The sequence below is a fragment of the Micromonospora sp. NPDC051924 genome (assembly GCF_055586005.1).
The window spans coordinates 1-20,986 of sequence record NZ_JBVJJA010000017.1; the positions used below are offsets into that span (position 1 = coordinate 1).

The window sequence follows — 20,986 nt, forward strand, 5'->3', positions numbered from 1 at the left end:
TCTCCTTAGGGCGGTACAGACACTCCTCCCTTGTCCCGCCCCCCTCCGTCTCCCCCCGCATCCCCTCCCCCCCCCCCCCCCCCTCTGTTTTTTTCCCCCCCCCCCCCCCCCCCCCCCCCCCACTTCCATGGTCGGGCGCGGACGGGGCAGCGAGGAGCCGCGATGGCCGGGCAGCATGGGCGGATGCCGTCGACCGAGCTGCTGCGGGTACGCGACCTCGTGCCCGATTTCCTCGCCTGCCTCGACGAGTGCGCGGGGACGCCCGCAGCGACCTGGCCCGACCGGTGGCGGTCCCGCTACCTGGGCCGGCACCACGACATCTTCCGGTCGCTCGACCGGGACGGGGAGTGGACCGGTGCCGAGGGTCTCGCCGGAACGCTGCTCGCGCTCCGCGACCGGACCGGCGACCTCGCCGCCCGCGCCGACGCGGTCCGGGCCCTGCTGCCCGACGGGGTGACCGCCGTCTGCGCGGCGTTGGGCTGGTCGAACCCGGCCGACCCGGTGGAGTGCGTGGTGCTCGTCGGCCTGCACCGGGCCAACGGCTGGGCGGATCCGCTCCACGGCCGGTACGCCCTCTTCCTGGCCGTGGAGGAACTCGGCCCGCCCGGTGACGACCGGCTGCTCGTGCTCCACGAGGCGGCGCACGTCGTGCACGACCGCCTCGCCGGGATCCGCGACTGGCCCGACCACGGGGTCGCGAACGCGCTGCTCACGGAAGGGCTGGCCACCCAGGTCTCGGCGGAGCTCGATCCCGGACGCCCCGACGAGGACTACCTATGGTTCGGCCGCCCCGGCTACCGGTCCTGGCTCGACGAGTGCCGTGGTCGGTGGCCGGAGATCCTGGACCGGATCGGTGGCGACCTGGACGCCACCGATGCCGCGCACCACGCCGCCTACTTCCTCATGCGGGACTCGCCGGTCGCCGGGGACCTGCCCAAGCGCTGCGGCTACCTGGTCGGCCTGGCAGCGGTGCGCCGGCTGCGGGAGCGGCATCCGCTGCCCGCGATCGCGTCCTGGCCGCTGGACCGGGTGCGGGAGGAGATCCGACGGGCGCTGGTCGACCTGTCCCCGCCGGCCTGAACCGCGGCTCAGGGCCGGTGGCCGCACAGCACGTCCCCGGCGGCGTCGGAGGTTTCCAGCACCACGGTGTGGTAGCTCTCGATGCACGACAGGATCGCGTCGCGGGGGCCGTTCCGCCAGGCGTCGCTGCCGTAGAACGCCTCTTCCTGCTCGTCCCGCGCCGCCAGCGACGGGAAGCCGCGGATCAGGTACGCCTCCTCGTGGCCGTCCTCGCGGACCAGGGACGCCCCGGCGGCCACCACCCGGATACCGAAGCGGCCGAGCAGCGGCGCGGCTTCCTCCCGCATCACCCGGACGAACTCGTCCACGGTGCCGGGCTTGAGCCGGTAGGTGCGGATCTCGAGAAACATCGACGGCCTCCGGAGCGGGTGAGAGGTTGACGCTATCGGCCGCGTCCGCACCGCACCACCCGGTTCGGGCCGGCGCGCCTACACCGGCCGGTACTCGACCTCCGGGCGGCCGGGCGTGCCGTAGCGGGGCGCGCGGACCGCACGGTCGGCCGAGACCAGGTATTCGAGATAGCGGCGGGCGGTCACCCGGGAGATCCCGGTCCGCCGGCTGACCTCGGTCGCCGAGAGCCCGCCGTCGCCCAGCGCGGCCAGCACGGTGTTGAGTGTCTGCTCGTCGAGGCCCTTCGGCAGGGTGTGCCGGGCCGCGCCGCGCAGCGTGGCGAACATCCGGTCCACCTCGTGCTGGGCGGCCACCTCGCCCTCGGCGAGCGCCTGCTGCCGGTACTCGGCGTACCGCTCCAGCTTGTCGCGGAACGCGGCGAAGGTGAACGGCTTGAGCAGGTAGTGGGTGACTCCGAGGGAGACGGCGGTGCGGACCACCGCCAGGTCCCGCGCCGAGGTCACCGCCAGCACGTCGATGCTGCTGCCGGCGGCCCGCAGCGCCCGGCAGACGTCCAGCCCGGGCAGGTCGGGCAGGCGGAAATCGAGCAGCACCAGGTCGACGTCCGCGCCGCCGCGCTGCCGCAGTGCCGCCATCGCCTCCCGCGCGGTGTGCGCCACTCCGACCACCACGAAGCCCGGCACCCGCTCGGTGTACGCCTTGTGCGCCTCGGCCAGCAGCGGCTCGTCCTCCACCACCAGCACCCGGATCTCGCTCATCGCGGCTCCCTCGGGACCGGCAGCCGGACGGTGAAGAAGGTCTCCCCGTCGTCGGTGCGCCCGACGTCGGAACTGCCGCCGTGCCGGCGGACCACCTGCCCGACCAGGGGCAGGCCCAGCCCCCGGCCGGCGCTCTTGGTGGACCAGCCGCGGCGGAACGCGTCCGCCACCCGCTCCGGGTCCAGTCCGGGGCCGGTGTCGGCGACCCGGACCAGCAGCTGGTCGTCGTCCGTGCCGACCAGGACGCGGACCCGGCGGGGCGGCGGGGTGCCGGCGACCGCCTCCAGGGCGTTGTCGACCAGGTTCCCGACGACGGTGAGCAGGTCGGTGGTGGGCAGCGGGCTGTCGTCGAGGCGGCAGTCCGGGTCGATCACCAGGTCCACGCCACGCTCGCCGGCCCGCGCCGACTTGCCGAGCAGCAGCGCGGCCAGCGCCGGCTCGGTCACCGCCCCGACCACCCGGTCGGTGAGCTGCTGGGCGATTTCCAGGTCCCGGGTGGCGAGCCGGACCGCCTCGTCCGCGCGGCCCAGCTCCACCAGGGTGAGCACGGTGTGCAGCCGGTTGGCCGATTCGTGGGTCTGCGCCTGCAACGCCTCGGTGAGCGCGCGTACCGAGTCCAGTTCGCTGGCCAGGTTGCGCAGCTCGGTCTGGTCGCGCAGGGTCAGCACGGTGCCGAGCGCCGCCCCCTCGAAGCGGGTGGTCCGCTGGTTGACCACCAGCACCCGGTCGCCGGCGAGGACCGGCTCGTCGTGCGTGTCCCGGCCGGAGGCGAGCAGCTCGGCCACCGCCGGGGGCAGGTCGACGTCGGTCACCGGCCGGTCGGTCACCGTGGCGTCCTCGGCGAGCCCGAGCAGGCGCCGGCCCTCGTCGTTGACCAACGCCACCCGCCGGTCCCGGGTGAGCACCACCAGCCCCTCGCGTACGGAGTGCAGGACGGCGTCGTAGTACTCGTACATCCGGGTCATCTGGGTCGGGCCGAGGCCGTGGGTCTGCCGCCGCAGCCGGCGGCTGAGCAGCCACGACCCGGTGGCGGCGAGGGCCAGGGCGGGTACGGCGGCGTAGAGCAGCACCGGCACCTGGGCGAGCAGCTTCCGGTTGATCGCCTTGGTGGTGATGCCCACCGAGACCAGGCCGACGATCCGGTGGCCGTCGCCGTACACCGGGACGACCGCGCGCACCGACTCGCCGAGCGTGCCGGTGTTGGTGGTGGTGAACGACGCCTCGCCGGCCAGCGCGGGGCCGATGTCACCGATGAACGGCTGACCGATCCGGTTCCGGTCGGGGTGCGAGTAGCGCGTCCGATCCGGGGCCATCACCACCACGAAGTCCGTTCCGGTCGCCTTCCGGATCGACTCCGCGTACGGCTGGAGGGTGGCCGAGGGGTCGGCGGTGGCCAGGGCGGTGCGGACCTCGGGGGCGTGCGCCACGGTCTGCGCCACGCCGAGCACCTTGTCCTTCGCCGCCTGCTGGGAGTCGCTGCGGGCCAGCCAGACGGCGGCGGCCGCGCCGGCCAGCACGAGCAGCGTCACCACCACGGCCTGGAGGGCGAAGAGCTGCCCCGCGATGCTCCACTGCCGTCGGGCCATCGTCCGCTCCTCCTTCCGACGCTGGTCGTCCCGCAAGTCTGGCGCACCCGGCCGGTGCGGTTTCGGCCGTGCTTCGCGCCGGTGAACAGAATGAACGCAAGCGTGCCCCAGGTTGAGACGCGCTTCACATTGTCGGCATGGACACCACCACACCCACCCCCGCGGCTGCCCGGCCCGCCCGCCGGGACCGGACGCGTTATCTCTATCTGGCGGTCATCGTGGCCGTCCTGGCCGGCATCCTGGTCGGCCTCGTCGCGCCCGAGTTCGGCAAGGAGCTGAAGCCGCTCGGCACCGGCTTCGTGAACCTGATCAAGATGATGATCAGCCCGGTCATCTTCTGCACGATCGTCCTCGGTGTCGGCTCCGTGCGGCAGGCGGCCCGGGTCGGCAAGGTCGGCGGACTCGCGCTCGGCTACTTCCTCATCATGTCGACGGTCGCGCTGGCCATCGGCCTTGTGGTCGGCAACATCATCCACCCCGGCTCGGGCCTGGACCTCGGCCCCGACCTGGCCGGCTCGGGCCAGAAGGCGGCCGGCGGCGAGACCGGCGGCACCGTCGACTTCCTGCTCGGCATCATCCCGACCTCGCTCTTCTCCGCGCTGACCGAGGGCTCGGTGCTCCAGACGCTGCTGGTCGCCCTCCTGGTCGGCTTCGCCGTGCAGGCCATGGGCACCCGGGGCGAGCCGGTGCTGCGGGCCGTCGGCGTGCTGCAGCGCCTGGTCTTCAAGGTGCTTTCGATGATCATGTGGGTGGCCCCGATCGGCGCCTTCGGCGCGATGGCCGCCGTGGTCGGCGCGACCGGCATGGACGCGCTGACCAGCCTGGCCCAGATCATGCTCGGCTTCTACGCCACCTGCCTGATCTTCGTACTGGTGGTGCTCGGCGCGCTGCTCTGGTTCTTCGCCCGGATCTCGATCTTCTCGCTGCTGCGCTACCTGGGCCGGGAGTTCCTGCTGATCCTGTCCACCTCGTCGTCGGAGTCGGCGCTGCCCCGCCTGATCGCCAAGATGGAGCACTTCGGCGTCGGCAAGCCGGTCGTCGGCATCACCGTGCCGACCGGCTACTCGTTCAACCTCGACGGCACCGCGATCTACCTGACCATGGCCTCGCTCTTCATCGCCGACGCGCTGGGCAAGCCGATGGCGATCGGCGAGCAGATCGGCCTGCTGGCCTTCATGGTCATCGCCTCGAAGGGCGCCGCCGGGGTCACCGGCGCCGGACTGGCCACCCTCGCGGGCGGTCTCCAGTCGCACCGTCCGGACCTGGTCGACGGCGTCGGGCTGATCGTCGGCATCGACCGGTTCATGTCCGAGGCCCGGGCGCTGACCAACTTCGCCGGCAACGCGGTGGCCACCGTCCTGGTCGGCACCTGGACCGGCGAGTTCGACCGGGACCAGGCCCAGGCGGTGCTGTCCGGGGCGCGCCCGTTCGACGAGGCCACGATGCTGGACGAGGAGCCGGACGAGGACCGTCCCGCCGGCGACGCGGAGTCGAAGCCGGCCCCGCTGGCGGGCACCACCGCCTGACCCGACCGCCTGCGGCCGCACGCGGCGCGTGATCCCCCTGATTCACGGAAAGAGTGGCCATTCAGCCGGGAATGGCCACTCTTTCCGTGAATCTGCTCCGGGGGGCGTAGCCCGCCCGGCGGTCCACGGGTGGGGAATTGGCGGTGCCGGGCGGGCGTCCGGCGGGGTTAGCGTCGCGGGATGGAACTTGAGCAGGCGCAGAAGCTGTGGCAGCCGGAGCCCGGGTGGTTGAACACCGCCACCTACGGGCTGCCGCCCGAACCGGCCTGGACGGCGCTCCAGGACGTGCTCGCCGACTGGCGGGTGGGGCGGGTCTCCTGGGAGGGCTGGACCGAGTCGGTAGGCCGGGCGCGGAAGGCGTTCGCCGGCCTGATCGGGGTGGCCCCGGCCGACGTGGCGATCGCCAGCACCGCGTCGCAGCTGCTCGCCCCGGTCGCCGCCGCGCTGCCGCCCGGCGCCACCGTGGTGGTGCCGGAGATCGAGTTCACCTCCAACCTCTTCCCGTGGCTGGTGCAGGAGGAGCGCGGGGTCCGGGTGCGGACGGTGCCGCCGGCCGGCCTGGTCGACGCCATCGACGCCGACACCGGCCTGGTGGCGTTCAGCCTGGTGCAGTCCTCCGACGGCACGGTCGCTCCGTACGACGAGATCGTCGCGGCGGCCCGGGCGCACGGCGCCCTCGTGGCGGTGGACGCCACTCAGGGTTGCGGCTGGCTGCCCTTCGCCGCCGGCCGGGCGGACGCGGTGGTGGTGTCGGCGTACAAGTGGCTGATGGCGCCGCGCGGGGTGGCCTTCGCCTACCTGGCTCCCGGGCTGCGCGACCGGATGCGTCCCGACGCCGCCAACTGGTACGCGGGCGCCGACCCCCACGCCGCCTACTACGGACCGCCGCTGCGGCTCGCCGAGGACGCCCGGCGCTTCGACATCTCTCCGGCCTGGTTCAGCTGGGTCGGTGCGGCGCCGGCCCTGGAACTGCTCGCCGAGATCGGGCTGCCCGCCGTCCACGCGCACGACGTCGCGCTGGCCAACCGGTTCCTCACCGGGTTGGGCCGGCCGCCCGGCGACAGCGCGATCGTGACGGTGGAGGTGCCCGGCGCGCAGGAGAAGCTGGCCCGGGCCGGGGTGCGCGCGGCGGTCCGGGCCGGCCGGGTCCGCGCCTCGTTCCACCTCTACACCACCGAGGCGGACGTCGACCTGGCGCTGGACGCGCTGGCCGGCTGACGGGCGGAGCGGCGGGCTCCCACCCCGGGACCGGGCGGGACCCCGCCGCCGCGACCCACCGCGCGACGACTTCTCGACGTCGGCGCTGCGGTGGATCATGCTCAAACTAGCGGTGTGAGTTTTCAGCCGTCCAGACCGCTCCTTCCACCGTCGAGGTGAGGCCCGCCGCCGCACGGCTGGCTAGGGTGCGTGAGCAGGTGCTGTCGGGCGGGGAGGGTGGCATGGCGGGACGTGTCCCACGGCGGGCGCAGGGGAACGGCGACCCGGCGAGAGTGGGATAGGGTGCCGCGTCCCCGACAGGCCCTGCTGAGCCGGGAGCGGATCGTCACCACCGCGCTCGCCCTGATCGACGCCGGCGGCCTCGCCGCGCTCTCCACCCGGCGCCTGGCCGCCGCGCTCGGCGTCCAGGGCCCGTCGCTCTACAACCACTTCGCCACCAAGGACGACATCCTCGACGCCGTGGCGGACAGCGTCACCGCCACCGTCGACGTCAGCGCCTTCGGGCGGTACGACTGGTGCGAGGCGCTACGGCGCTGGGCCGGGTCGTACCGGGCGGCCCTCGCCGCGCACCCGAACATCGTTCCGTACCTGGCCCAGGGGCCGGGCCGGCGGCCGGCCGCCCTGGCGATGGCCGACGCGGTCTACGGCGGCCTGGTCCGGGGGGGGGGGGGGGGGGGCCCGGCCCCCCCCCCCCCCCCCTCCCCCCCCCCCCCCCCCCCCGGCGGGCGACCGGCTGTCTCCTCTCCCTTTCGAGGGCCTCGAGGGGGAGTGGGCGGGCGGGCGGCTTACGGCTGGGGTAGTGACCGGTGCGGCTGGCGGCGGCCTGGTCCGGGCCGGCTGGTCGCCGGCCCGGGCCACCCACATCGGCGCCGCCCTGCGCTACTACGTCGCCGGTTCCGCGCTCGGCTCGTTCGCCCGGGGCTTCGTCGAGGATCCGGCCCTGTACGCCGCGCACCCGCACCTGAGCCAGGCGCACCGGCTCGCCGGCCACCAGCGCAGCGTCGACGAGGGCGCCTTCGCCCTCGGCCTGGACGCGCTGCTGCACGGGCTGGCGGCCGAGCACGAGCGGACCGTCGCCCGGCCGGCGCCGCTCAGCTCCCCGGACTGACCCCGGCCTCCCAGCCCTCGATCAGCGTGGCGTAGCCGTCGAGGAGGCGGCGCAGGCCGAAGTCGAAGACGGTCTCCAGGTCGAGGTCGATCTGGCCCTCGCCGGTCAGCGCGGCCATCGTGGCGAGGCCGCCGGCGGCGAACATGCGCTGGAAGGTGTCCCGGTGGCGGTCCACCCACTGGTCGTCGCTGAGCCCGGTGTCCTGCACCGCCTGCGCACCCGGCTCCAGGTTGGTGGCGATGCCCCGCACGTACGCCATCAGGGTGACCGTCACGTGCCAGCGCACGTGCCGGTCCAGGCCCAGCCCCGCGGTGGCCCGCAGCGCCCACTCGGTGTGTGCCATGCCGTTCGGCAGCGGCTGCGGGCGGGCCATCGAGATGACGTGCGGCAGCCAGCGGTGCCGCCGGTAGACCGCCCACTGCGCCCGGGCCAGCAGGTCGAGCCGGGCCCGCCAGCCGGCCGGCGGGACGGGGGGCAGCGGGGCGTCCCCGAGCGCCGCGTCGGCCATCGCGAGGACCAGGTCGTCCCGGCCGCGCACGTGCCGGTAGAGCGACATGGTGGCAGTGCCCAGGTCGGCGGCGAGCTGCCGCATGGAGACCGCGCCGAGGCCGCCCGCGTCGGCAAGGGCGATCGCCCGGCGGACCAGCCGGTCCCGGCTCAGCTCCGGGTCGCTCCCGTCCGGGCCGCGCAGCGGGCGGGGCGCCGCCGCGGCTGTCCGGGGTCGCGGCGCGGCGGCAGACGCGCCGAGCCCGGATGGCCGCCGGGTCGGGGCGACCACGGTGCCCGCCCCGGGCCGGGTCAGGACGAGGCCCTCGTCGCGGAGCAGGGCGAGGACCTTGGTCGCGGTGGCGATGGCCACCCCGTGCTCGCGGGTGAGCCGGCGGGCCGAGGGCACCGGGTCGCCGGGACGCAGCTCCCCGAGGTCGATGCGGCGGCGGATCTCCGCGGCGATCCGCCGGTACGGCGGCTCCGGGCCGGTCATGGCGGTCCTCCCGGCGAAGCGTACTAGTACGAGGTGCCGCGCCCGGCCCTCGCCGAGGCAGCGTACTAGGTCGCGGCGGGCGCGGGGAACGCCGTGCGCCTAGCGTCCGACGCGGACCCGGCGCGGACCGGGTTGACGGTGTACGCACGAACTCGGGAGCGCTGTGATGAACGACAGGACCGTGCTCATCTCCGGCGCCGGCATCGCCGGCCCTGCCCTGGCCTTCTGGCTGCGCCGGTACGGCTTCGCCGTCACCGTCGTGGAACGCGCGCCGGGGCTGCGGCCCGGCGGCCAGGCGGTCGACGTGCGCGGGACCGCCCGCGAGGTGGTCGAGCGGATGGGGCTGACCGACCGGATCCGCGCCGAGTGCGTCCGCGAACAGGGCATGGCGTACGTCGACGCGCGGGGCGACGTGCGCGCCCGGATGCCGGTGGACGCCTTCGCCGGCGAGGGCATCGTGGCCGACATCGAGATCGAGCGCGGCGACCTGGCCCGGCTGCTCCACGAGGAGACCCGGGCCGACGTGGAGTACGTCTTCGACGACTCGATCGAGACGCTCACCCAGACCGACGAGGGGGTGCGGCTCACCTTCACCCGCGCCGCGCCGCGCACCGTCGACCTGGTGATCGGCGCGGACGGCTCGCACTCCCGTACCCGGGCCCTCGCCTTCGGCCCCGAGTCGGCGTACGTCCGGCCGCTCGGGGCGTACCTGGCGTACTTCACCACCCCGTACCCGGACGAGACCGGCTGGTTCCTGCTGCACAACGCCCCCGGCGGCCGGGTGGTGGGCACTCGGCCGAACCGGCACGGCCGGTCCAGCGCCCTTTTTAGCTTCGCCTCGCCCGAGCTGGACGTGGACCGCCGGGACCGGGCGGCCCAGCAGCGGCTGCTCGCCGCGCGCTTCGCCGACGTCGGCTGGCGCGCGGCCGAGCTGCTGGCCGCGATGGGCGACGCGCCGGACTTCTACTTCGACCGGTACGGGCAGGTGCGGATGGACTCGTGGAGCACCGGCCGGGTGGCGCTGCTCGGCGACGCCGCCTGGTGCCCGTCCCCACTGACCGGGCAGGGCACCAGCCTGTCCCTCGTCGGGGCGTACCTGCTGGCCGGGGAGCTGGCCGCCGCCCGGGGCGACCACCGGGTCGCGTACCGCCGCTACGAGGAGGTGCTGCGGGCACACGTGACGAAGGGGCAGGAACTGCCGGGTGGCGGGATCTCCGGGTTCCTGCCGGCGAGCCGGACCGCGATCCGGATGCGGGACGCGTCCATGCGGGCGATGGCCTCCCGGCCGCTGCGTGGGCTCGCCACCCGGCTGTTCTTCAGCCACGCCGACGGCCTCACCCTGCCGGAGTACGCCGCCGCCCGGTGACGGTGGCGGCACCACATGTCGACGCGCGCCGATCCCTGTGGCGGGCGCTCGACGGGGCCCCGCGGGCCCGTCCCTATGGGGGGCGGGCCCGTTCCGCGCCGGTGGAATGTGTGGCCATCCGACATGGCTCGACCGCTTCGATGCGCCGTAGGTTTCCTGCACGCGACGACCCTGTGACCCCGGTCACCGACCTGGTCGTCGCCGGACGGACCTGCGGAGGGTGAGGCGATGGCCGGGCAAGCGATCTTGTCGGCCCGTGGGCTGACCCGGGACTTCCGGGGCTTCCGGGCCGTCGACGGGGTCGACCTCGATGTGGCGCCGGAGACCGTGCACGCCCTGGTGGGGCCCAACGGCGCCGGCAAGACCACCCTGTTCAACCTGCTCACCGGCTTCCTCGCGCCCAGCGGCGGCCGGATCGAGCTGGCCGGCCGGGACGTCACCGGCCTGCCCCCGGAGCGGGTCGCCCGGATGGGTGTGGCCCGCTCCTTCCAGATCACCAGCCTCTTCCCGCAGCTCTCCGCCCGGGAGCACGTGCAGCTGGCCCTCCAGTCGCCCAGCGGGCTGGGCTGGCGGTTCTGGCGCTCGGCCAAGCTGCTGCGCCGCTACCGGGACCGGGCCGACGAGCTGCTCGCCATGGTCGACCTCGCCGAGCTGGCCGAGGCGCCGGCCGAGGCCCTCGCGTACGGCCGCAAGCGGGCCCTGGAGCTGGCCATCGCCATCGCCCTCGACCCCAAGGTGCTGCTGCTCGACGAGCCCACCGCCGGGATGGGGCTGGAGGACGTCGACCGCACCGTCGACCTGATCGCCGCCGTCCGCAAGGGGCGGACCGTGGTGATGGTCGAGCACAACATGAGCGTCGTCGGCCGGCTCGCCGACACCGTCACCGTCCTGCAGGCCGGCAAGGTGCTGGTCGAGGGGCCCTACGAGCAGGTCCGCGCCGACGAGCGGGTCATCACCGCCTACCTGGGAGCCGCCGATGCTGCGCATTGAGAACCTCTCCGCCTGGTACGGCGAGGCGCAGGTGCTGCGGGAGGTGACCCTGGAGGTGGCCGCCGGCGAGGTGGTGACCCTGGTCGGCCGTAACGGGGCCGGCAAGTCCACCCTGCTGCGCAGCGTGATGGGGCTGCACCCGGGCCAGCGGGGCACGATCAGCCTCGACGGCCGGGACATCACCCGGCTGCCGGCGTACAAGCGGGCGCGGTCCGGGCTCGGTTGGGTCCCCGACGACCGCGGCGCGTTCGCCACGCTGACCGTCACCGAGAACCTCACCCTGCCGCCCCGGGTCGGCCCCGACCCGTGGTCCCTGGAACGGATCTACGAGGCGTTCCCGGCGCTCTACACTCGGCGCGACTCGGCGGCCACCATGCTCTCCGGTGGCGAGCAGCAGATGCTTGCCCTGGCCCGGGTGCTGCGGATGGGCGCCCGCCTGCTGCTCTGCGACGAGCCCACCGAGGGACTGTCGCCGCTGCTCGTGCAGCAGGTCGGCGACCTGCTGCGGGGGGCCAAGCAGCACGGCGTGACCGTGCTGCTGGTCGAGCAGAACCTGCACTTCGCCACCGGCGTCGCCGACCGGCACTACCTGCTGGCCGAGGGACGGATCGCGGAGGCGATGGACAACTCCGAGGTGCGCTCGCGGGAACGCGAGCTGCTGGCGTACCTCGGCATCTGAATGTCACAACGGCACATTGAGCCGCGCGTCGGCGCGGATGTGGAGGGATCGGCATGCGCAGAACCGCAGGTCTGGCGGCGGCGTCCGCCGTCGTGCTGCTCGCCGCCGGGTGCGGCGGCGGTGGCCCGAGCGGGTCGGGCAGTTCGAAGGTCAGCGACGACAAGATCGTGCTGGGCGTCCTGAACGACCAGTCCGGGGTGTACGCGGACGCGTCCGGCCCGAACTCGGTCAAGGCCGTCCAGATGGCCATCGACGACTTCAAGGCCAAGTACGGCGACAAGGCGATCACCAAGAACATCACCGTCGAGTCCGCCGACCACCAGAACAAGCCGGACATCGCCAACACCAAGGCGGCCGAGCTCTACGACCGCAAGGGCGTCGACGCGATCTTCGACGTGCCCACCTCGTCGGCCGCCCTGAAGGTCGCCGACGTCGCCAAGGCGAAGAAGAAGCTCTACTTCAACATCACCGGCGCGACCACCGACCTGACCGGCAAGTCGTGCAACAAGTACACGTTCCACTACGCGTACGACACCTACATGCTGGCCCACGGCACCGGCACCGCGGCGACCCAGCAGGGCGCCAAGAACTGGTACATCGTCTACCCGGACTACGCGTTCGGTCAGGACATGGAGAAGAAGTTCTCCGCGGCCGTGGAGGGCGCCGGCGGCAAGATCGTGGCGAAGGACGCCACGCCGTTCCCGAACGACAACTTCTCCACCTTCCTGCTGAAGGCGCCCACGCTGAACCCGAAGCCGGACACCCTCGGCACCATGCAGGCCGGCGGTGACCTGGTCAACCTGGTCAAGCAGTACAACGAGTTCAAGCTGCGGGACAAGGGCATCGGTCTCGCGGTCGGGCTGATGTTCCTCACCGACATCCACTCGCTGACCCCGGCGGCGCTGGCCGGCACCACCTACACCGACGCCTGGTACTGGAACTTCGACCAGCAGAACCGCGAGTTCGCCGACCGGTTCCAGAAGGTGACCGGCACCCGCCCCACCTTCGCCCACGCCGCCAACTACTCCGCCGCGATGCAGTACCTGGAGGCGGTGCAGGCGGCCGGCACCGACGACTCGGACACCGTGGTGAAGAACCTCGAGGGCAAGGACATCAACGACCTCTTCCTGCGCAACGGCAAGATCCGCGCCGAGGACCACCGGGTCATCCACGACGCGTACCTGGCCCAGGTCAAGCCGCAGTCCGAGGTCAAGGAGCCCTGGGACTACGTCAAGGTCCTGAAGACCATCCCGGCGGCCGAGGCGTTCGCGCCCCCGTCGGCCGAGTGCAAGATGTGACGAGGCCATGACCGGTTTCCTTCAGCACACGTTCGACGGGTTGGTGAACGGGGCGTTCTACGCCCTGCTCGCCCTCGGTCTGGCGGTCATCTTCGGGATGCTCCGCGTGGTCAACTTCGCCCACGGCGCCTTCTACATGCTCGGCGCGATGGGGGCGTACGTCCTGCTGTCCGAGTTCGGGGTGCCGTTCTGGTGGGCGCTGGTGATCATGCCGGTGGTGCTGGGGGTGCTGGGCATGGCGCTGGAGCGGGCCTTCGTGCACCGGCTGGCCCAGCTCGACCCGCTCTACAACTTCCTGCTCACCTTCGGCCTGACGCTCATCCTGCAGGACCTGGTGAAGTCCCGGTACGGCGTGCAGTCGAGCCCGTACTCCACGCCGGCCGAACTCGGCGGTTCCGTCGACCTGGGGCTGTTCGACTTCCCGACCTACCGGGTCTTCGTGCTGGTCTTCGCCGTCGCGATCTGCGTCGGGGTGTGGTGGCTGCTCACCCACAGCCGGGTGGGCATGGTGGTGCGGGCGGCGACCGAACGTCCGGAGCTCACCCGGGCGTTCGGGATCAACGTGGGACGGTGGGTGACCCCGGTCTTCGGCTTCGGCATCGCGCTCGCCGGACTGGCCGGGGTCCTCGCCGCGCCGATGCGCGCGGTCAACCCGCTGATGGGCTCCGACCTGATCATCGTCGTCTTCGCGGTGGTGGTGATCGGCGGCCTCGGCTCGATCTTCGGGTCGGTGGCCGCCGGGTTCGGCATCGGTCTGATCCAGGCCTGGGGCGTGGTCTACCTCGCCGACTGGCCGATCCTGTCGCAGACCGTGGTGTTCATCGTGATGGCCGCCGTGCTGATGTGGCGTCCGGCCGGCCTGTTCGGGCGTGAGGAGGCACCGGCATGACCACTGTGGTCGACAGCGAGCCCGGGGCGAAGCCGGGTCGGGCCCGCTCCGGGCTGGTCGCCGTGGCCCGGGCGCCCTGGTGGGTCCGGTACGTGCTGCTGGTGGTCGGGTTGGCGGTCGCCCTCTGGCTGCCCAACGGCCTCTACCCGGCGGTCGCCGTGGACATGCTGTGCTGGGCGCTCTTCGCGGTGTCGGTGGATCTGCTGCTCGGCTTCACCGGCCTGATGTCCTTCGGCCACGCGGCCTTCTGGGGCACGTCGGCGTACGTGGCGGGCCTCGCCGCGATCAAGGCCGGCCTGCCGTTTCCGCTCGCGGTGCTGACCGGCGCGGTGGCGGCGGCCGTGCTCGCCGTCCCGATCGGCTATCTCGCGGTGAAGCGGACCGGCATCTACTTCGCCATGGTGACGCTGGCCTTCGCCCAGATGATCTACTACGTCGCCAACAAGTGGGGCACGGTGACCGGCGGTGAGAACGGCCTCCAGGCGGTGCCGCGCGAGCTCGGCGGGCTGGACCTGTCCGACGAGTACTACTTCTACTACGCGGCGCTGCCGATCGCGCTGCTCGGCCTGTGGGCCGCGTGGCGGATCGTGAACTCGCCCTTCGGCCGGGTGCTGGTCGGCATCCGGGACAACCCGGCCCGGGCACGCGCCCTCGGCTACCCGGTGCACCGGTACAAGTTGACCGCGTTCGTCCTCTCGGCGTTCCTCGCCGGGCTGGGCGGCGGGTTGTTCGTGATGGGGCACCAGTTCGTCTCGCTGGACGCCCTGCACTGGACGACGTCCGGCAAGGCGGTCGTCGTCGTGGTGCTCGGCGGGATCGGCACCCTGTGGGGCGGGGTGATCGGCGCGGCGCTGCTCGTCCGCCTGGAGGACTGGCTGTCCTTCTCCGGCTTCGAGCAGGTCAGCCTGGTCACCGGCACCATCTTCGTGCTCGCCGTGGTGCTCTTCCGCAAGGGCGTCTGGGGCAGCGTGGCGGCCCTGGCCCAGCGGTGGATGGCCCGCCGCGGCCAGCGCGGCCGCTGACCGCGCCGGAACCGCGTCGCGACGTACCCCCGGGTGGCGATCCGCCATCCGGGGGTACGTCTGTGCCCGCCGGTCCGCCCGGGGCCGGTGCGGCGGTGCGGAAGAGGCCCGGCCCACGTCTGCGGCGCCGCAAGGGGCCCGGCGCGCGCCGCCGGGTCAACCAGGCAGCATGCCGCGGAGCAGGGCGGCGATCGCCGACTCCGGGTCGAAGTCGTCCGCGGGTCCGGCCAGCTGGTTGCTGAGCAGGCCGTCGACCAGGGCCAGCAGCATCGGGAAGTGGGCCGCCGGGTCGGTCGAGCCGAGCGCGGCGAGCAGCGGCAGGCCGCGTACGGCCAGCCGGTCCCGGCCGGCGGTGACCTCGGCGCGCAGCGCCGGCTGGACGGCCGCCTCGGCGAAGAGCGCGTACCGGGCCAGGGTGAGCACCCGTCCCTCGGTGGTGAGCTGCCGGATCAGTCGCCCGAGCACCGTCGCGAACGCGGCCGGGTCCCCGGGCGGCAGCTGCCCGGCGAGCCGGTCCCACGCCGCCGTCTCCACCTCGACCAGCCGGCCGAACACGCCGGCCACGAGGGCCTCCCGGGTCCGGTACGCGTTGGACGCGGAACCCTCCGGGAGGCCGGCCTCGGCGTCCACCGCCCGGTGGGTGAGCTGCCGCAGTCCCCGGGTGCCGAGCACCCGGATGGCCGCGTCGAGCAGGAGCTGTCGCCGATCCGTCACGCCCGTCACACTACAGGTGTAGTGCTGATCACTACATCTGTAGTACGGTGCCGGCATGGGGAAGCGTGCGGCGGTGGTCGGTGGCGGGATCGGCGGGCTGGCGGCGGCGATCGGGCTGCGCGCCGCAGGCTGGGAGGTGACCGCGCTGGAGCGCGCCGCGGCGCTGCCGGAGCGCGGCACCGGGCTGGGCATCTGGCCCGCGGCGCTGCGCGCGCTGGACGCGCTCGGGGTGGGGGAGGAGGTGCGGCGGCGGGGGCGCCCGCAGCCCGGCGGAGCCATCCTGCGCCCGGACGGCAGCCGTATCGCCACCATCGACGTGAGCCGGCTGGAGCGGCGGTACGGCGAGCCGGTGCACCTGGTCACCCGACCGGTGCTGCTCGCCGCCCTGGCGGGCGCGCTGCCCGCGCCGGTGCTGCGCCTCGCCACCCCGGTCGCCGACCCCGGTGCGCTCGTCGAGGCGTACGACCTGGTGGTCGGGGCGGACGGGATCGGCAGCGTGGTGCGGGGCGCCCTGCACGGCGACCGCTACCCGCTGCGGTACGCGGGCACGGTGGCCTGGCGCGGGGTGGCCGACATCGAGGTCCCGGTCGGCGGGGAGACCTGGGGGCGGGGCCGCAAGTTCGGCGTCACCCCGGAGGGCAGCGGACGGACCAACTGGTACGCCGCCGTCGCGCTGCCCGCCGGACACCCGCCGCCCGCCGACGACGTCGCCGAACTGCGCCGCCGCTTCGGCGACTGGCACGACCCGATCCCACGGCTGCTGGACGCGCTCACCCAGGACGGGATCCTGCGCCACGAGATCCACGAGCTCACCCCGCTGCCGTCCTACGTGTCCGGCCGGGTGGCCCTACTCGGCGACGCCGCCCACGCCATGGCCCCGGACCTCGGGCAGGGCGCCTGCCAGGCGCTGATCGACGCGGTGGCGCTGGCCGACTGCCTGCGCGACACCGACGACGTCCCGGCCGGGCTGCGCGCGTACGACCGGCGTCGGCGCCGGCCGACCCAGCGGATCGCGGCGGGGGCCCGGTGGGCGGGGCGGCTCTCCCAGGCCCGCCGCTTCCTGCCGGCGCGGGACCTGGCGCTCCGGCTGGCCCTGGCTGCCGGCCCGCCCGGCTGAGCGGCGGGGTGACGTGGCACACAAACAATACGAACCGGTTCCGTATCGAAACCCGCTCGCCTAGGCTCGGCAGCGTTACGAGTCTGCCCCGTTTCGTATTTCGACGCGGGCAATCCGGGGGGAGAACCGGACATGGAGCCGCACGAGAACACCGGACACCCGAGGAGGTGGGCGATCCTGGGGGTGCTGGTGATCAGCCTCCTCGTGGTCGTCCTCGACAACACGATCCTCAACGTCGCCCTGCGTACCCTCGCCGACCCGGTGCACGGCCTCGGGGCCACCCAGGGCGAGTTGGAGTGGGCGATCAACTCCTACACGCTGGTCTTCGCCGGGCTGCTGTTCACCTTCGGCGTCCTCGGCGACCGCCTCGGCCGCAAGCGCTTCCTGATGGTCGGGCTGGCCCTGTTCGGGCTGGCCTCGCTGCTGTCCGCGTACGCCCAGGACCCGGGCCAGCTCATCGCCACCCGCGCGCTGATGGGCGTCGGCGGCGCGGCCATCATGCCGGTGACCCTGTCGATCATCTCCAACGTCTTCGACCCCCGCGAGCGGGCCAAGGCGATCGGCATCTGGGCCGGCGCGGTCGGCCTCGCCGTGGCGATCGGTCCGGTGCTCGGCGGCGCCCTGCTGGAGCACTACTGGTGGGGTTCGGTCTTCCTGATCAACGTGCCGGTGGTGGCGCTGGGCGTGGTCCTGGTCGCCGCGCTGGTGCCCGAGTCCCGTGACCCGAAGCCCGGCCGGGTGGACCTGCTCGGCGTGCTGCTCTCCGTGGTCGGCCTGGTCGCCCTCACCTACGGCATCATCGACGGCGGCGAGCACGGCTTCGACCGGCTCCAGGTCTGGGCCGCGATCGTCGGCGGTATCGCCGTGCTGGCCTGGTTCGTCGCCCACGAGCTGCGCAGCGACCACCCGTCGCTGGACGTCCGGCTGTTCCGGGTGCCCCGGTTCGCCGCCCCGGTGGCGCTGGTCGGCCTGGTCTTCTTCGCCGCGATGGGCGTGATGTTCTTCGGCGCGTTCTACCTCCAGCTGGTGCGCGGCTACAGCCCGCTGGAGAGCGGCCTGCTCTTCCTGCCCTTCGCGGCCGCCCAGCTGATCTTCGCGCCGCGCAGCGCCGCCATGGTCCGCCGGTACGGCGGCCGGGCGGTCGCCGCGGTCGGGTTGCTGCTCACCGCCGCCGCGCTCGCCGCGTTCGTGCTCATCGACGCGGACACCCCGATCTGGATCTTCTCGGCGCTGGGCTTCGTGCAGGGCGCCGGGATGGCCAACATCATGCCGCCGGCCACCGAGTCGATCATGTCGGCGCTGCCCCGGGAGAAGGCCGGCGTCGGCTCGGCGGTCAGCAACACGGTCCGCCAGGTGGCCGGCGCGCTCGGCGTGGCGGTGCTCGGCTCGGTCCTGTCCGCCGTCTACCGCGACGAGGTGACCCCGGCGCTGGCCGGCCTGCCCACCCCGGCCCACGAGGCGGCCCGGGAGTCGATCTCCGGCGCGTACGCGGTCGCCGAGCGGCTCGGCCCGGCGGCGCCGCGGCTCATCGCGGCGGCCAACGACTCGTTCGTCACCGCGATGCACTGGGCGGCGGGGATCTCCGGCCTGGTGGCCGCCCTCGGCATCGTCATCGTGCTGCGCTGGATGCCGGGTCGCCCGCTGATCGTGACCGAGGCCCGACCCGCCTCCGAGCGGGAGTTGGCCGGGACCCCGTAGGTTCAGCGACAATGTCCGACATGAGTACCCACGCCGACGCTCCGCGGTCGCCCGGCCGACCGCGGAGCGTCCGCGCGGACGAGGCGATCGTGCAGGCCACCCTCGACCTGCTGGCCGAGGGCAGCACCATCGAGGCGCTCTCCATCGAGGCGATCGCGGCTCGCGCCGGCGTCGGCAAGGCCACCATCTACCGCCGCTGGTCCGGCAAGGACGCGCTGCTGCTCGACGCGCTGCGCACCCTCAAGGGCACCCCGCCGCAGCCGGCCGGCCACTCCATCCGGGACGACCTGGTGCTGCTGGTCGGCGCGATCGGGCACAACATCGACCCGCGGGCCGCCAAGATCATGCCGTGCCTGGTGCCCGAGGTGAACCGCAGCCCGGTGCACTACCAGCTCTACCAGAACATGGTCGAGCCGCGCCGGAAGCTGATGCGGCAGGTGCTGCAACGCGGGATGCGCTCCGGGGAGCTCCGTGCCGACCTGGACATCGAGCTGGCGATGGCGCTGCTGAGCGGGCCGATGCTGATGCAGCGGATGCTGCGCTGGCAGCCCGAACTCGACGACCGGATCCTGCCCGAGCGGATCGTCGACGCCGTCCTGGACGGCCTCCGCGCCCGCTGACCGCCCCATCCGCGGACCCGCCCGGACGCCGCCAGGTCGACGATGCGGCGTCAGCCGGGCGGGGTGCGGAGGCGGTGCAGGCGCAGGGCGAGTTGGACCTCCAGGGCGCGCTCCGGCTTCTGCCAGTCCGCGCCGAGCAGCTGCCCCACCCGTTCCAACCGCTGGGTCACCGTGTTCACGTGCACGTGCAGCAGCTCCGCCGCCCGGGCCAGGCTGCCGCCCACCCCGAAGTACGCCTCCAGCGTCTTCACCAGCGCGGTGCCCCGCCGGGCGTCGTAGTCCACCACCGGCCCGACCGTCGCGCCGAGGAACCGGGCCACGTCCCGGTCGCCCGAGTCGCCGACCGCGCCCAGCAGCAGCCCCACGAAGCCCAGCTCGTCGGTGCTCGCCCCCTGCCCGGCGCGGCCTAGCGCACCCAGCGCGGTGAGGCAGCGCTCCGCCTCGGCGAACGTGACCGCCAGCGACCCCGGGCCGGTCGACGGCCCGCTCGCCCCGGCGGTCACCGGCCGGCCGGTCACCCGGGACAGGTCCCGGGCCACCGCCCGGGCCGCCCCGCCCGCGTCGCCGCCGGGCAGCATCAGCACCACCCGACCGTCCCGCGCCGCCGCCAGGCCGCCCCGGGTCGAGGCGTACGTGGTGGCCCAGGAGAGCACCCGCTGCCGGGCCGAGCCGGTCGCGGCGAACGCGTCGTCGCCGACCGCCACCAGCACGTGCGGCGCGTCCAGGTCCACCCCGAGCCGCCGGGCCCGGCTGCGCAACGCGTCGGTGTCCCGCAGCGGCCGGGCGATCAGGTCGTCCAGCAGCTCGCCCCGGACCCGGCCCTCCGCCTCGGCCACGGTCCGCCGGAACAGCAGCAGCAACGCGGTGACCAGCGCCGCCCGCTCCAGGATCCGCTGGTCGGCGTCGACCAGCTCGCCGTCCGGGCGCAGCACCAGCGCGCCCAGGTTCTCCGCGCCGGCCACCACCGCGGCGTACCAGAGCGGACCCCGGCGGACGCTGCGCCCCTCGGTACGGGACGCGGCGACCGCCTCCACGATGTCCGCCCGGTCCGGCTCCTCGATCTCGCCCACCCGGGCCAGCCGCCGCCCCTCGGCGTCCAGCGCCAGCAGCGCGCCACCGAGCACGTCGGTGACCGCCGCGGCCACGTCCTCCATCCCGCCGCCGCGCACCACCAGGGCCGTCATCCGGTCATGGGCGGCCGCGGCCCGCTCCACCGAGCTGCTGTGCGCCCGGATCGTGCTGTTCGCCCCGGACAGCTCGGCCAGCGCCGAGCGGGTCTCCGCCAGCAATCGGGCGGTGTCGATCGCCACCGCCGCGTGCGCGGCGAGCGAGACCAGCAGCGACACCTCCTCCCGCGCGAACGGCCGCGCCGAGCGGTTGGCCGCGTACAGCACGCCGATCACGCTGGAGCCGAGCCGCAGCGGCACGCCGAGGATGGCCACCAGGCCCTCCTCGCCGACCCCGCCGTCGATCTCCCCGGTGTGCCGGAACCGCTCGTCTTCCTGGTAGTTGGCGGTGACGTACGGGGTGCCGGTCTGCGCCACCAGGCCGCCGAGGCCGTCGCCCATCTCCAGCCGCAGCCGCTGGAACCGGGCCGAGATCGAACCGTCGGTGACCCGCATGTACGTGTCGCCGCGCTCGTCGTCGTTCAGCGTCATGTACGCCACGTCGGTGCCGAGCAGGATGCGGGCCCGGTGCACGATCGCCCGCAGCACGTCGTCCAGGTCGCGCAGCCCGGCCAGGTCACTGGCCGTGTCGTACAGGCCGGACAGCTCGGTCTCCCGGCGGCGCCGGCGCTCCAGCAGCGCGCGGACCCGCAGCGCCACCACCTTCGCCTGCTCCAGCTCGGCCAGCCGCTCGGCGGGCAGGCCGGCGGCCCGGGCGGCCACCAGCGGGCCCTCGAACTCGACCGCGGCGGCCTCGCGGGCCAGCAGCTCCAGGAACTCGACCGGGGACGACATGACCGACATTGTGCGCGCGGCCA

The 20,986-nt window shown here is 73.9% G+C and carries 18 protein-coding genes and 2 pseudogenes; 14 read left to right on the plus strand and 6 right to left on the minus strand.

Translation table 11 applies throughout. The features are described from left to right. The first annotated feature begins 162 nt into the window (after nucleotides 1–162). The gene (locus ACZ6S5_RS15620) at nucleotides 163–1,080 is read left to right on the plus strand and encodes a hypothetical protein (protein WP_466000835.1); all 918 of its coding nucleotides are present in this window, start codon (nucleotides 163–165) and stop codon (nucleotides 1,078–1,080) included. An 8-nt stretch (nucleotides 1,081–1,088) separates the two neighbouring features. Here the strand turns inward: ACZ6S5_RS15620 and ACZ6S5_RS15625 are convergent, their stop codons facing one another. The 3 genes from ACZ6S5_RS15625 to ACZ6S5_RS15635 form a co-directional block, all read right to left on the minus strand. Next, nucleotides 1,089–1,430, minus strand: coding sequence for an NIPSNAP family protein (locus ACZ6S5_RS15625; RefSeq protein ID WP_466000837.1), 342 nt, complete (start codon nucleotides 1,428–1,430; stop codon nucleotides 1,089–1,091). 78 nt (nucleotides 1,431–1,508) lie between these two features. Then, entirely contained in the window at nucleotides 1,509–2,189 is a 681-nt protein-coding gene (locus ACZ6S5_RS15630; protein ID WP_466000838.1) for a response regulator, read from the minus strand. After that, nucleotides 2,186–3,775 (minus strand): ATP-binding protein, encoded by a 1,590-nt coding sequence (locus ACZ6S5_RS15635; RefSeq protein ID WP_466000840.1) that lies wholly within the window; start codon nucleotides 3,773–3,775, stop codon nucleotides 2,186–2,188. The genes ACZ6S5_RS15630 and ACZ6S5_RS15635 overlap by 4 nt, the downstream gene beginning before the upstream one ends. A 137-nt stretch (nucleotides 3,776–3,912) precedes the next feature. Here ACZ6S5_RS15635 and ACZ6S5_RS15640 point away from each other — a divergent pair, with 137 nt between their 5' ends. The 4 genes and pseudogenes from ACZ6S5_RS15640 to ACZ6S5_RS15655 all read left to right on the plus strand — a co-directional run. Then, nucleotides 3,913–5,301 (plus strand): cation:dicarboxylate symporter family transporter, encoded by a 1,389-nt coding sequence (locus ACZ6S5_RS15640; protein WP_466000842.1) that lies wholly within the window; start codon nucleotides 3,913–3,915, stop codon nucleotides 5,299–5,301. Nucleotides 5,302–5,481: 180 nt separating this feature from the next. Next, nucleotides 5,482–6,519: an aminotransferase class V-fold PLP-dependent enzyme gene (locus tag ACZ6S5_RS15645; protein WP_466000844.1), complete on the plus strand. Its 1,038-nt coding sequence runs from the start codon at nucleotides 5,482–5,484 to the stop codon at nucleotides 6,517–6,519. Between the two features lie 282 nt (nucleotides 6,520–6,801). After that, nucleotides 6,802–6,921, plus strand: a pseudogene (locus ACZ6S5_RS15650) (TetR/AcrR family transcriptional regulator); the annotation flags it as partial. A 421-nt stretch (nucleotides 6,922–7,342) separates the two neighbouring features. After that, nucleotides 7,343–7,627, plus strand: a pseudogene (locus ACZ6S5_RS15655) (TetR/AcrR family transcriptional regulator); the annotation flags it as partial. Here ACZ6S5_RS15655 and ACZ6S5_RS15660 read toward each other — a convergent pair. Further along, nucleotides 7,611–8,609 carry a TetR/AcrR family transcriptional regulator C-terminal domain-containing protein gene (locus ACZ6S5_RS15660; protein ID WP_466000846.1) on the minus strand — a complete coding sequence of 333 codons (999 nt, stop codon included), beginning with the start codon at nucleotides 8,607–8,609 and terminating at the stop codon, nucleotides 7,611–7,613. The pseudogene ACZ6S5_RS15655 and the gene ACZ6S5_RS15660 overlap by 17 nt on opposite strands. A gap of 166 nt (nucleotides 8,610–8,775) precedes the next feature. Between ACZ6S5_RS15660 and ACZ6S5_RS15665 the strand changes: the two genes are divergently transcribed. The 6 genes from ACZ6S5_RS15665 to ACZ6S5_RS15690 all read left to right on the plus strand — a co-directional run bounded on the left by ACZ6S5_RS15665 (nucleotide 8,776) and on the right by ACZ6S5_RS15690 (nucleotide 14,853). Continuing rightward, the gene (locus ACZ6S5_RS15665) at nucleotides 8,776–9,975 is read left to right on the plus strand and encodes an FAD-dependent monooxygenase (protein WP_466000848.1); all 1,200 of its coding nucleotides are present in this window, start codon (nucleotides 8,776–8,778) and stop codon (nucleotides 9,973–9,975) included. Between the two features lie 228 nt (nucleotides 9,976–10,203). Next, nucleotides 10,204–10,965, plus strand: a complete 762-nt coding sequence (locus tag ACZ6S5_RS15670) for an ABC transporter ATP-binding protein (RefSeq protein WP_466000850.1) — start codon at nucleotides 10,204–10,206, stop codon at nucleotides 10,963–10,965. Next, the gene (locus ACZ6S5_RS15675; protein WP_466000852.1) at nucleotides 10,952–11,644 is read left to right on the plus strand and encodes an ABC transporter ATP-binding protein; all 693 of its coding nucleotides are present in this window, start codon (nucleotides 10,952–10,954) and stop codon (nucleotides 11,642–11,644) included. Before ACZ6S5_RS15670 ends, ACZ6S5_RS15675 begins: the two co-directional genes overlap by 14 nt. A gap of 53 nt (nucleotides 11,645–11,697) precedes the next feature. Further along, nucleotides 11,698–12,942 carry an ABC transporter substrate-binding protein gene (locus ACZ6S5_RS15680; RefSeq protein ID WP_466000854.1) on the plus strand — a complete coding sequence of 415 codons (1,245 nt, stop codon included), beginning with the start codon at nucleotides 11,698–11,700 and terminating at the stop codon, nucleotides 12,940–12,942. Nucleotides 12,943–12,949: 7 nt separating this feature from the next. Beyond that, on the plus strand, nucleotides 12,950–13,831 hold the full coding sequence (locus tag ACZ6S5_RS15685) for a branched-chain amino acid ABC transporter permease (protein WP_466000856.1): 882 nt from the start codon (nucleotides 12,950–12,952) through the stop codon (nucleotides 13,829–13,831). Continuing rightward, entirely contained in the window at nucleotides 13,828–14,853 is a 1,026-nt protein-coding gene (locus tag ACZ6S5_RS15690; protein ID WP_466000858.1) for a branched-chain amino acid ABC transporter permease, read from the plus strand. Before ACZ6S5_RS15685 ends, ACZ6S5_RS15690 begins: the two co-directional genes overlap by 4 nt. A 156-nt stretch (nucleotides 14,854–15,009) precedes the next feature. Here ACZ6S5_RS15690 and ACZ6S5_RS15695 read toward each other — a convergent pair whose 3' ends face one another. Further along, nucleotides 15,010–15,567: a TetR/AcrR family transcriptional regulator gene (locus ACZ6S5_RS15695; protein WP_466000860.1), complete on the minus strand. Its 558-nt coding sequence runs from the start codon at nucleotides 15,565–15,567 to the stop codon at nucleotides 15,010–15,012. A 55-nt stretch (nucleotides 15,568–15,622) separates the two neighbouring features. Between ACZ6S5_RS15695 and ACZ6S5_RS15700 the strand changes: the two genes are divergently transcribed. The 3 genes from ACZ6S5_RS15700 (at nucleotide 15,623) to ACZ6S5_RS15710 (ending at nucleotide 19,002) form a co-directional block, all read left to right on the plus strand. After that, nucleotides 15,623–16,684, plus strand: coding sequence for an FAD-dependent monooxygenase (locus tag ACZ6S5_RS15700; RefSeq protein ID WP_466000862.1), 1,062 nt, complete (start codon nucleotides 15,623–15,625; stop codon nucleotides 16,682–16,684). 132 nt (nucleotides 16,685–16,816) lie between these two features. Next, nucleotides 16,817–18,382, plus strand: coding sequence for an MFS transporter (locus ACZ6S5_RS15705; protein ID WP_466000864.1), 1,566 nt, complete (start codon nucleotides 16,817–16,819; stop codon nucleotides 18,380–18,382). An 11-nt stretch (nucleotides 18,383–18,393) separates the two neighbouring features. Next, nucleotides 18,394–19,002 carry a TetR/AcrR family transcriptional regulator gene (locus ACZ6S5_RS15710; protein ID WP_466000866.1) on the plus strand — a complete coding sequence of 203 codons (609 nt, stop codon included), beginning with the start codon at nucleotides 18,394–18,396 and terminating at the stop codon, nucleotides 19,000–19,002. Nucleotides 19,003–19,052: 50 nt separating this feature from the next. Here the strand turns inward: ACZ6S5_RS15710 and ACZ6S5_RS15715 are convergent, their stop codons facing one another. Beyond that, nucleotides 19,053–20,972: a helix-turn-helix domain-containing protein gene (locus ACZ6S5_RS15715; protein ID WP_466000868.1), complete on the minus strand. Its 1,920-nt coding sequence runs from the start codon at nucleotides 20,970–20,972 to the stop codon at nucleotides 19,053–19,055. Between the last annotated feature and the right edge of the window lie 14 nt (nucleotides 20,973–20,986).

Excerpts from the sequence above, each read along its gene's own strand:
- ACZ6S5_RS15620 (WP_466000835.1), top strand. The coding sequence starts at position 163 with ATGGCCGGGCAGCATGGGCGGATGCCGTCGACCGAGCTGCTGCGGGTA.
- ACZ6S5_RS15625 (WP_466000837.1), bottom strand. The coding sequence starts at position 1,430 with ATGTTTCTCGAGATCCGCACCTACCGGCTCAAGCCCGGCACCGTGGAC.
- ACZ6S5_RS15630 (WP_466000838.1), bottom strand. The coding sequence starts at position 2,189 with ATGAGCGAGATCCGGGTGCTGGTGGTGGAGGACGAGCCGCTGCTGGCC.
- ACZ6S5_RS15635 (WP_466000840.1), bottom strand. The coding sequence starts at position 3,775 with ATGGCCCGACGGCAGTGGAGCATCGCGGGGCAGCTCTTCGCCCTCCAG.
- ACZ6S5_RS15640 (WP_466000842.1), top strand. The coding sequence starts at position 3,913 with ATGGACACCACCACACCCACCCCCGCGGCTGCCCGGCCCGCCCGCCGG.
- ACZ6S5_RS15645 (WP_466000844.1), top strand. The coding sequence starts at position 5,482 with ATGGAACTTGAGCAGGCGCAGAAGCTGTGGCAGCCGGAGCCCGGGTGG.
- ACZ6S5_RS15660 (WP_466000846.1), bottom strand. The coding sequence starts at position 8,609 with ATGACCGGCCCGGAGCCGCCGTACCGGCGGATCGCCGCGGAGATCCGC.
- ACZ6S5_RS15665 (WP_466000848.1), top strand. The coding sequence starts at position 8,776 with ATGAACGACAGGACCGTGCTCATCTCCGGCGCCGGCATCGCCGGCCCT.
- ACZ6S5_RS15670 (WP_466000850.1), top strand. The coding sequence starts at position 10,204 with ATGGCCGGGCAAGCGATCTTGTCGGCCCGTGGGCTGACCCGGGACTTC.
- ACZ6S5_RS15675 (WP_466000852.1), top strand. The coding sequence starts at position 10,952 with ATGCTGCGCATTGAGAACCTCTCCGCCTGGTACGGCGAGGCGCAGGTG.
- ACZ6S5_RS15680 (WP_466000854.1), top strand. The coding sequence starts at position 11,698 with ATGCGCAGAACCGCAGGTCTGGCGGCGGCGTCCGCCGTCGTGCTGCTC.
- ACZ6S5_RS15685 (WP_466000856.1), top strand. The coding sequence starts at position 12,950 with ATGACCGGTTTCCTTCAGCACACGTTCGACGGGTTGGTGAACGGGGCG.
- ACZ6S5_RS15690 (WP_466000858.1), top strand. The coding sequence starts at position 13,828 with ATGACCACTGTGGTCGACAGCGAGCCCGGGGCGAAGCCGGGTCGGGCC.
- ACZ6S5_RS15700 (WP_466000862.1), top strand. The coding sequence starts at position 15,623 with ATGGGGAAGCGTGCGGCGGTGGTCGGTGGCGGGATCGGCGGGCTGGCG.
- ACZ6S5_RS15705 (WP_466000864.1), top strand. The coding sequence starts at position 16,817 with ATGGAGCCGCACGAGAACACCGGACACCCGAGGAGGTGGGCGATCCTG.
- ACZ6S5_RS15710 (WP_466000866.1), top strand. The coding sequence starts at position 18,394 with ATGTCCGACATGAGTACCCACGCCGACGCTCCGCGGTCGCCCGGCCGA.
- ACZ6S5_RS15715 (WP_466000868.1), bottom strand. The coding sequence starts at position 20,972 with ATGTCGGTCATGTCGTCCCCGGTCGAGTTCCTGGAGCTGCTGGCCCGC.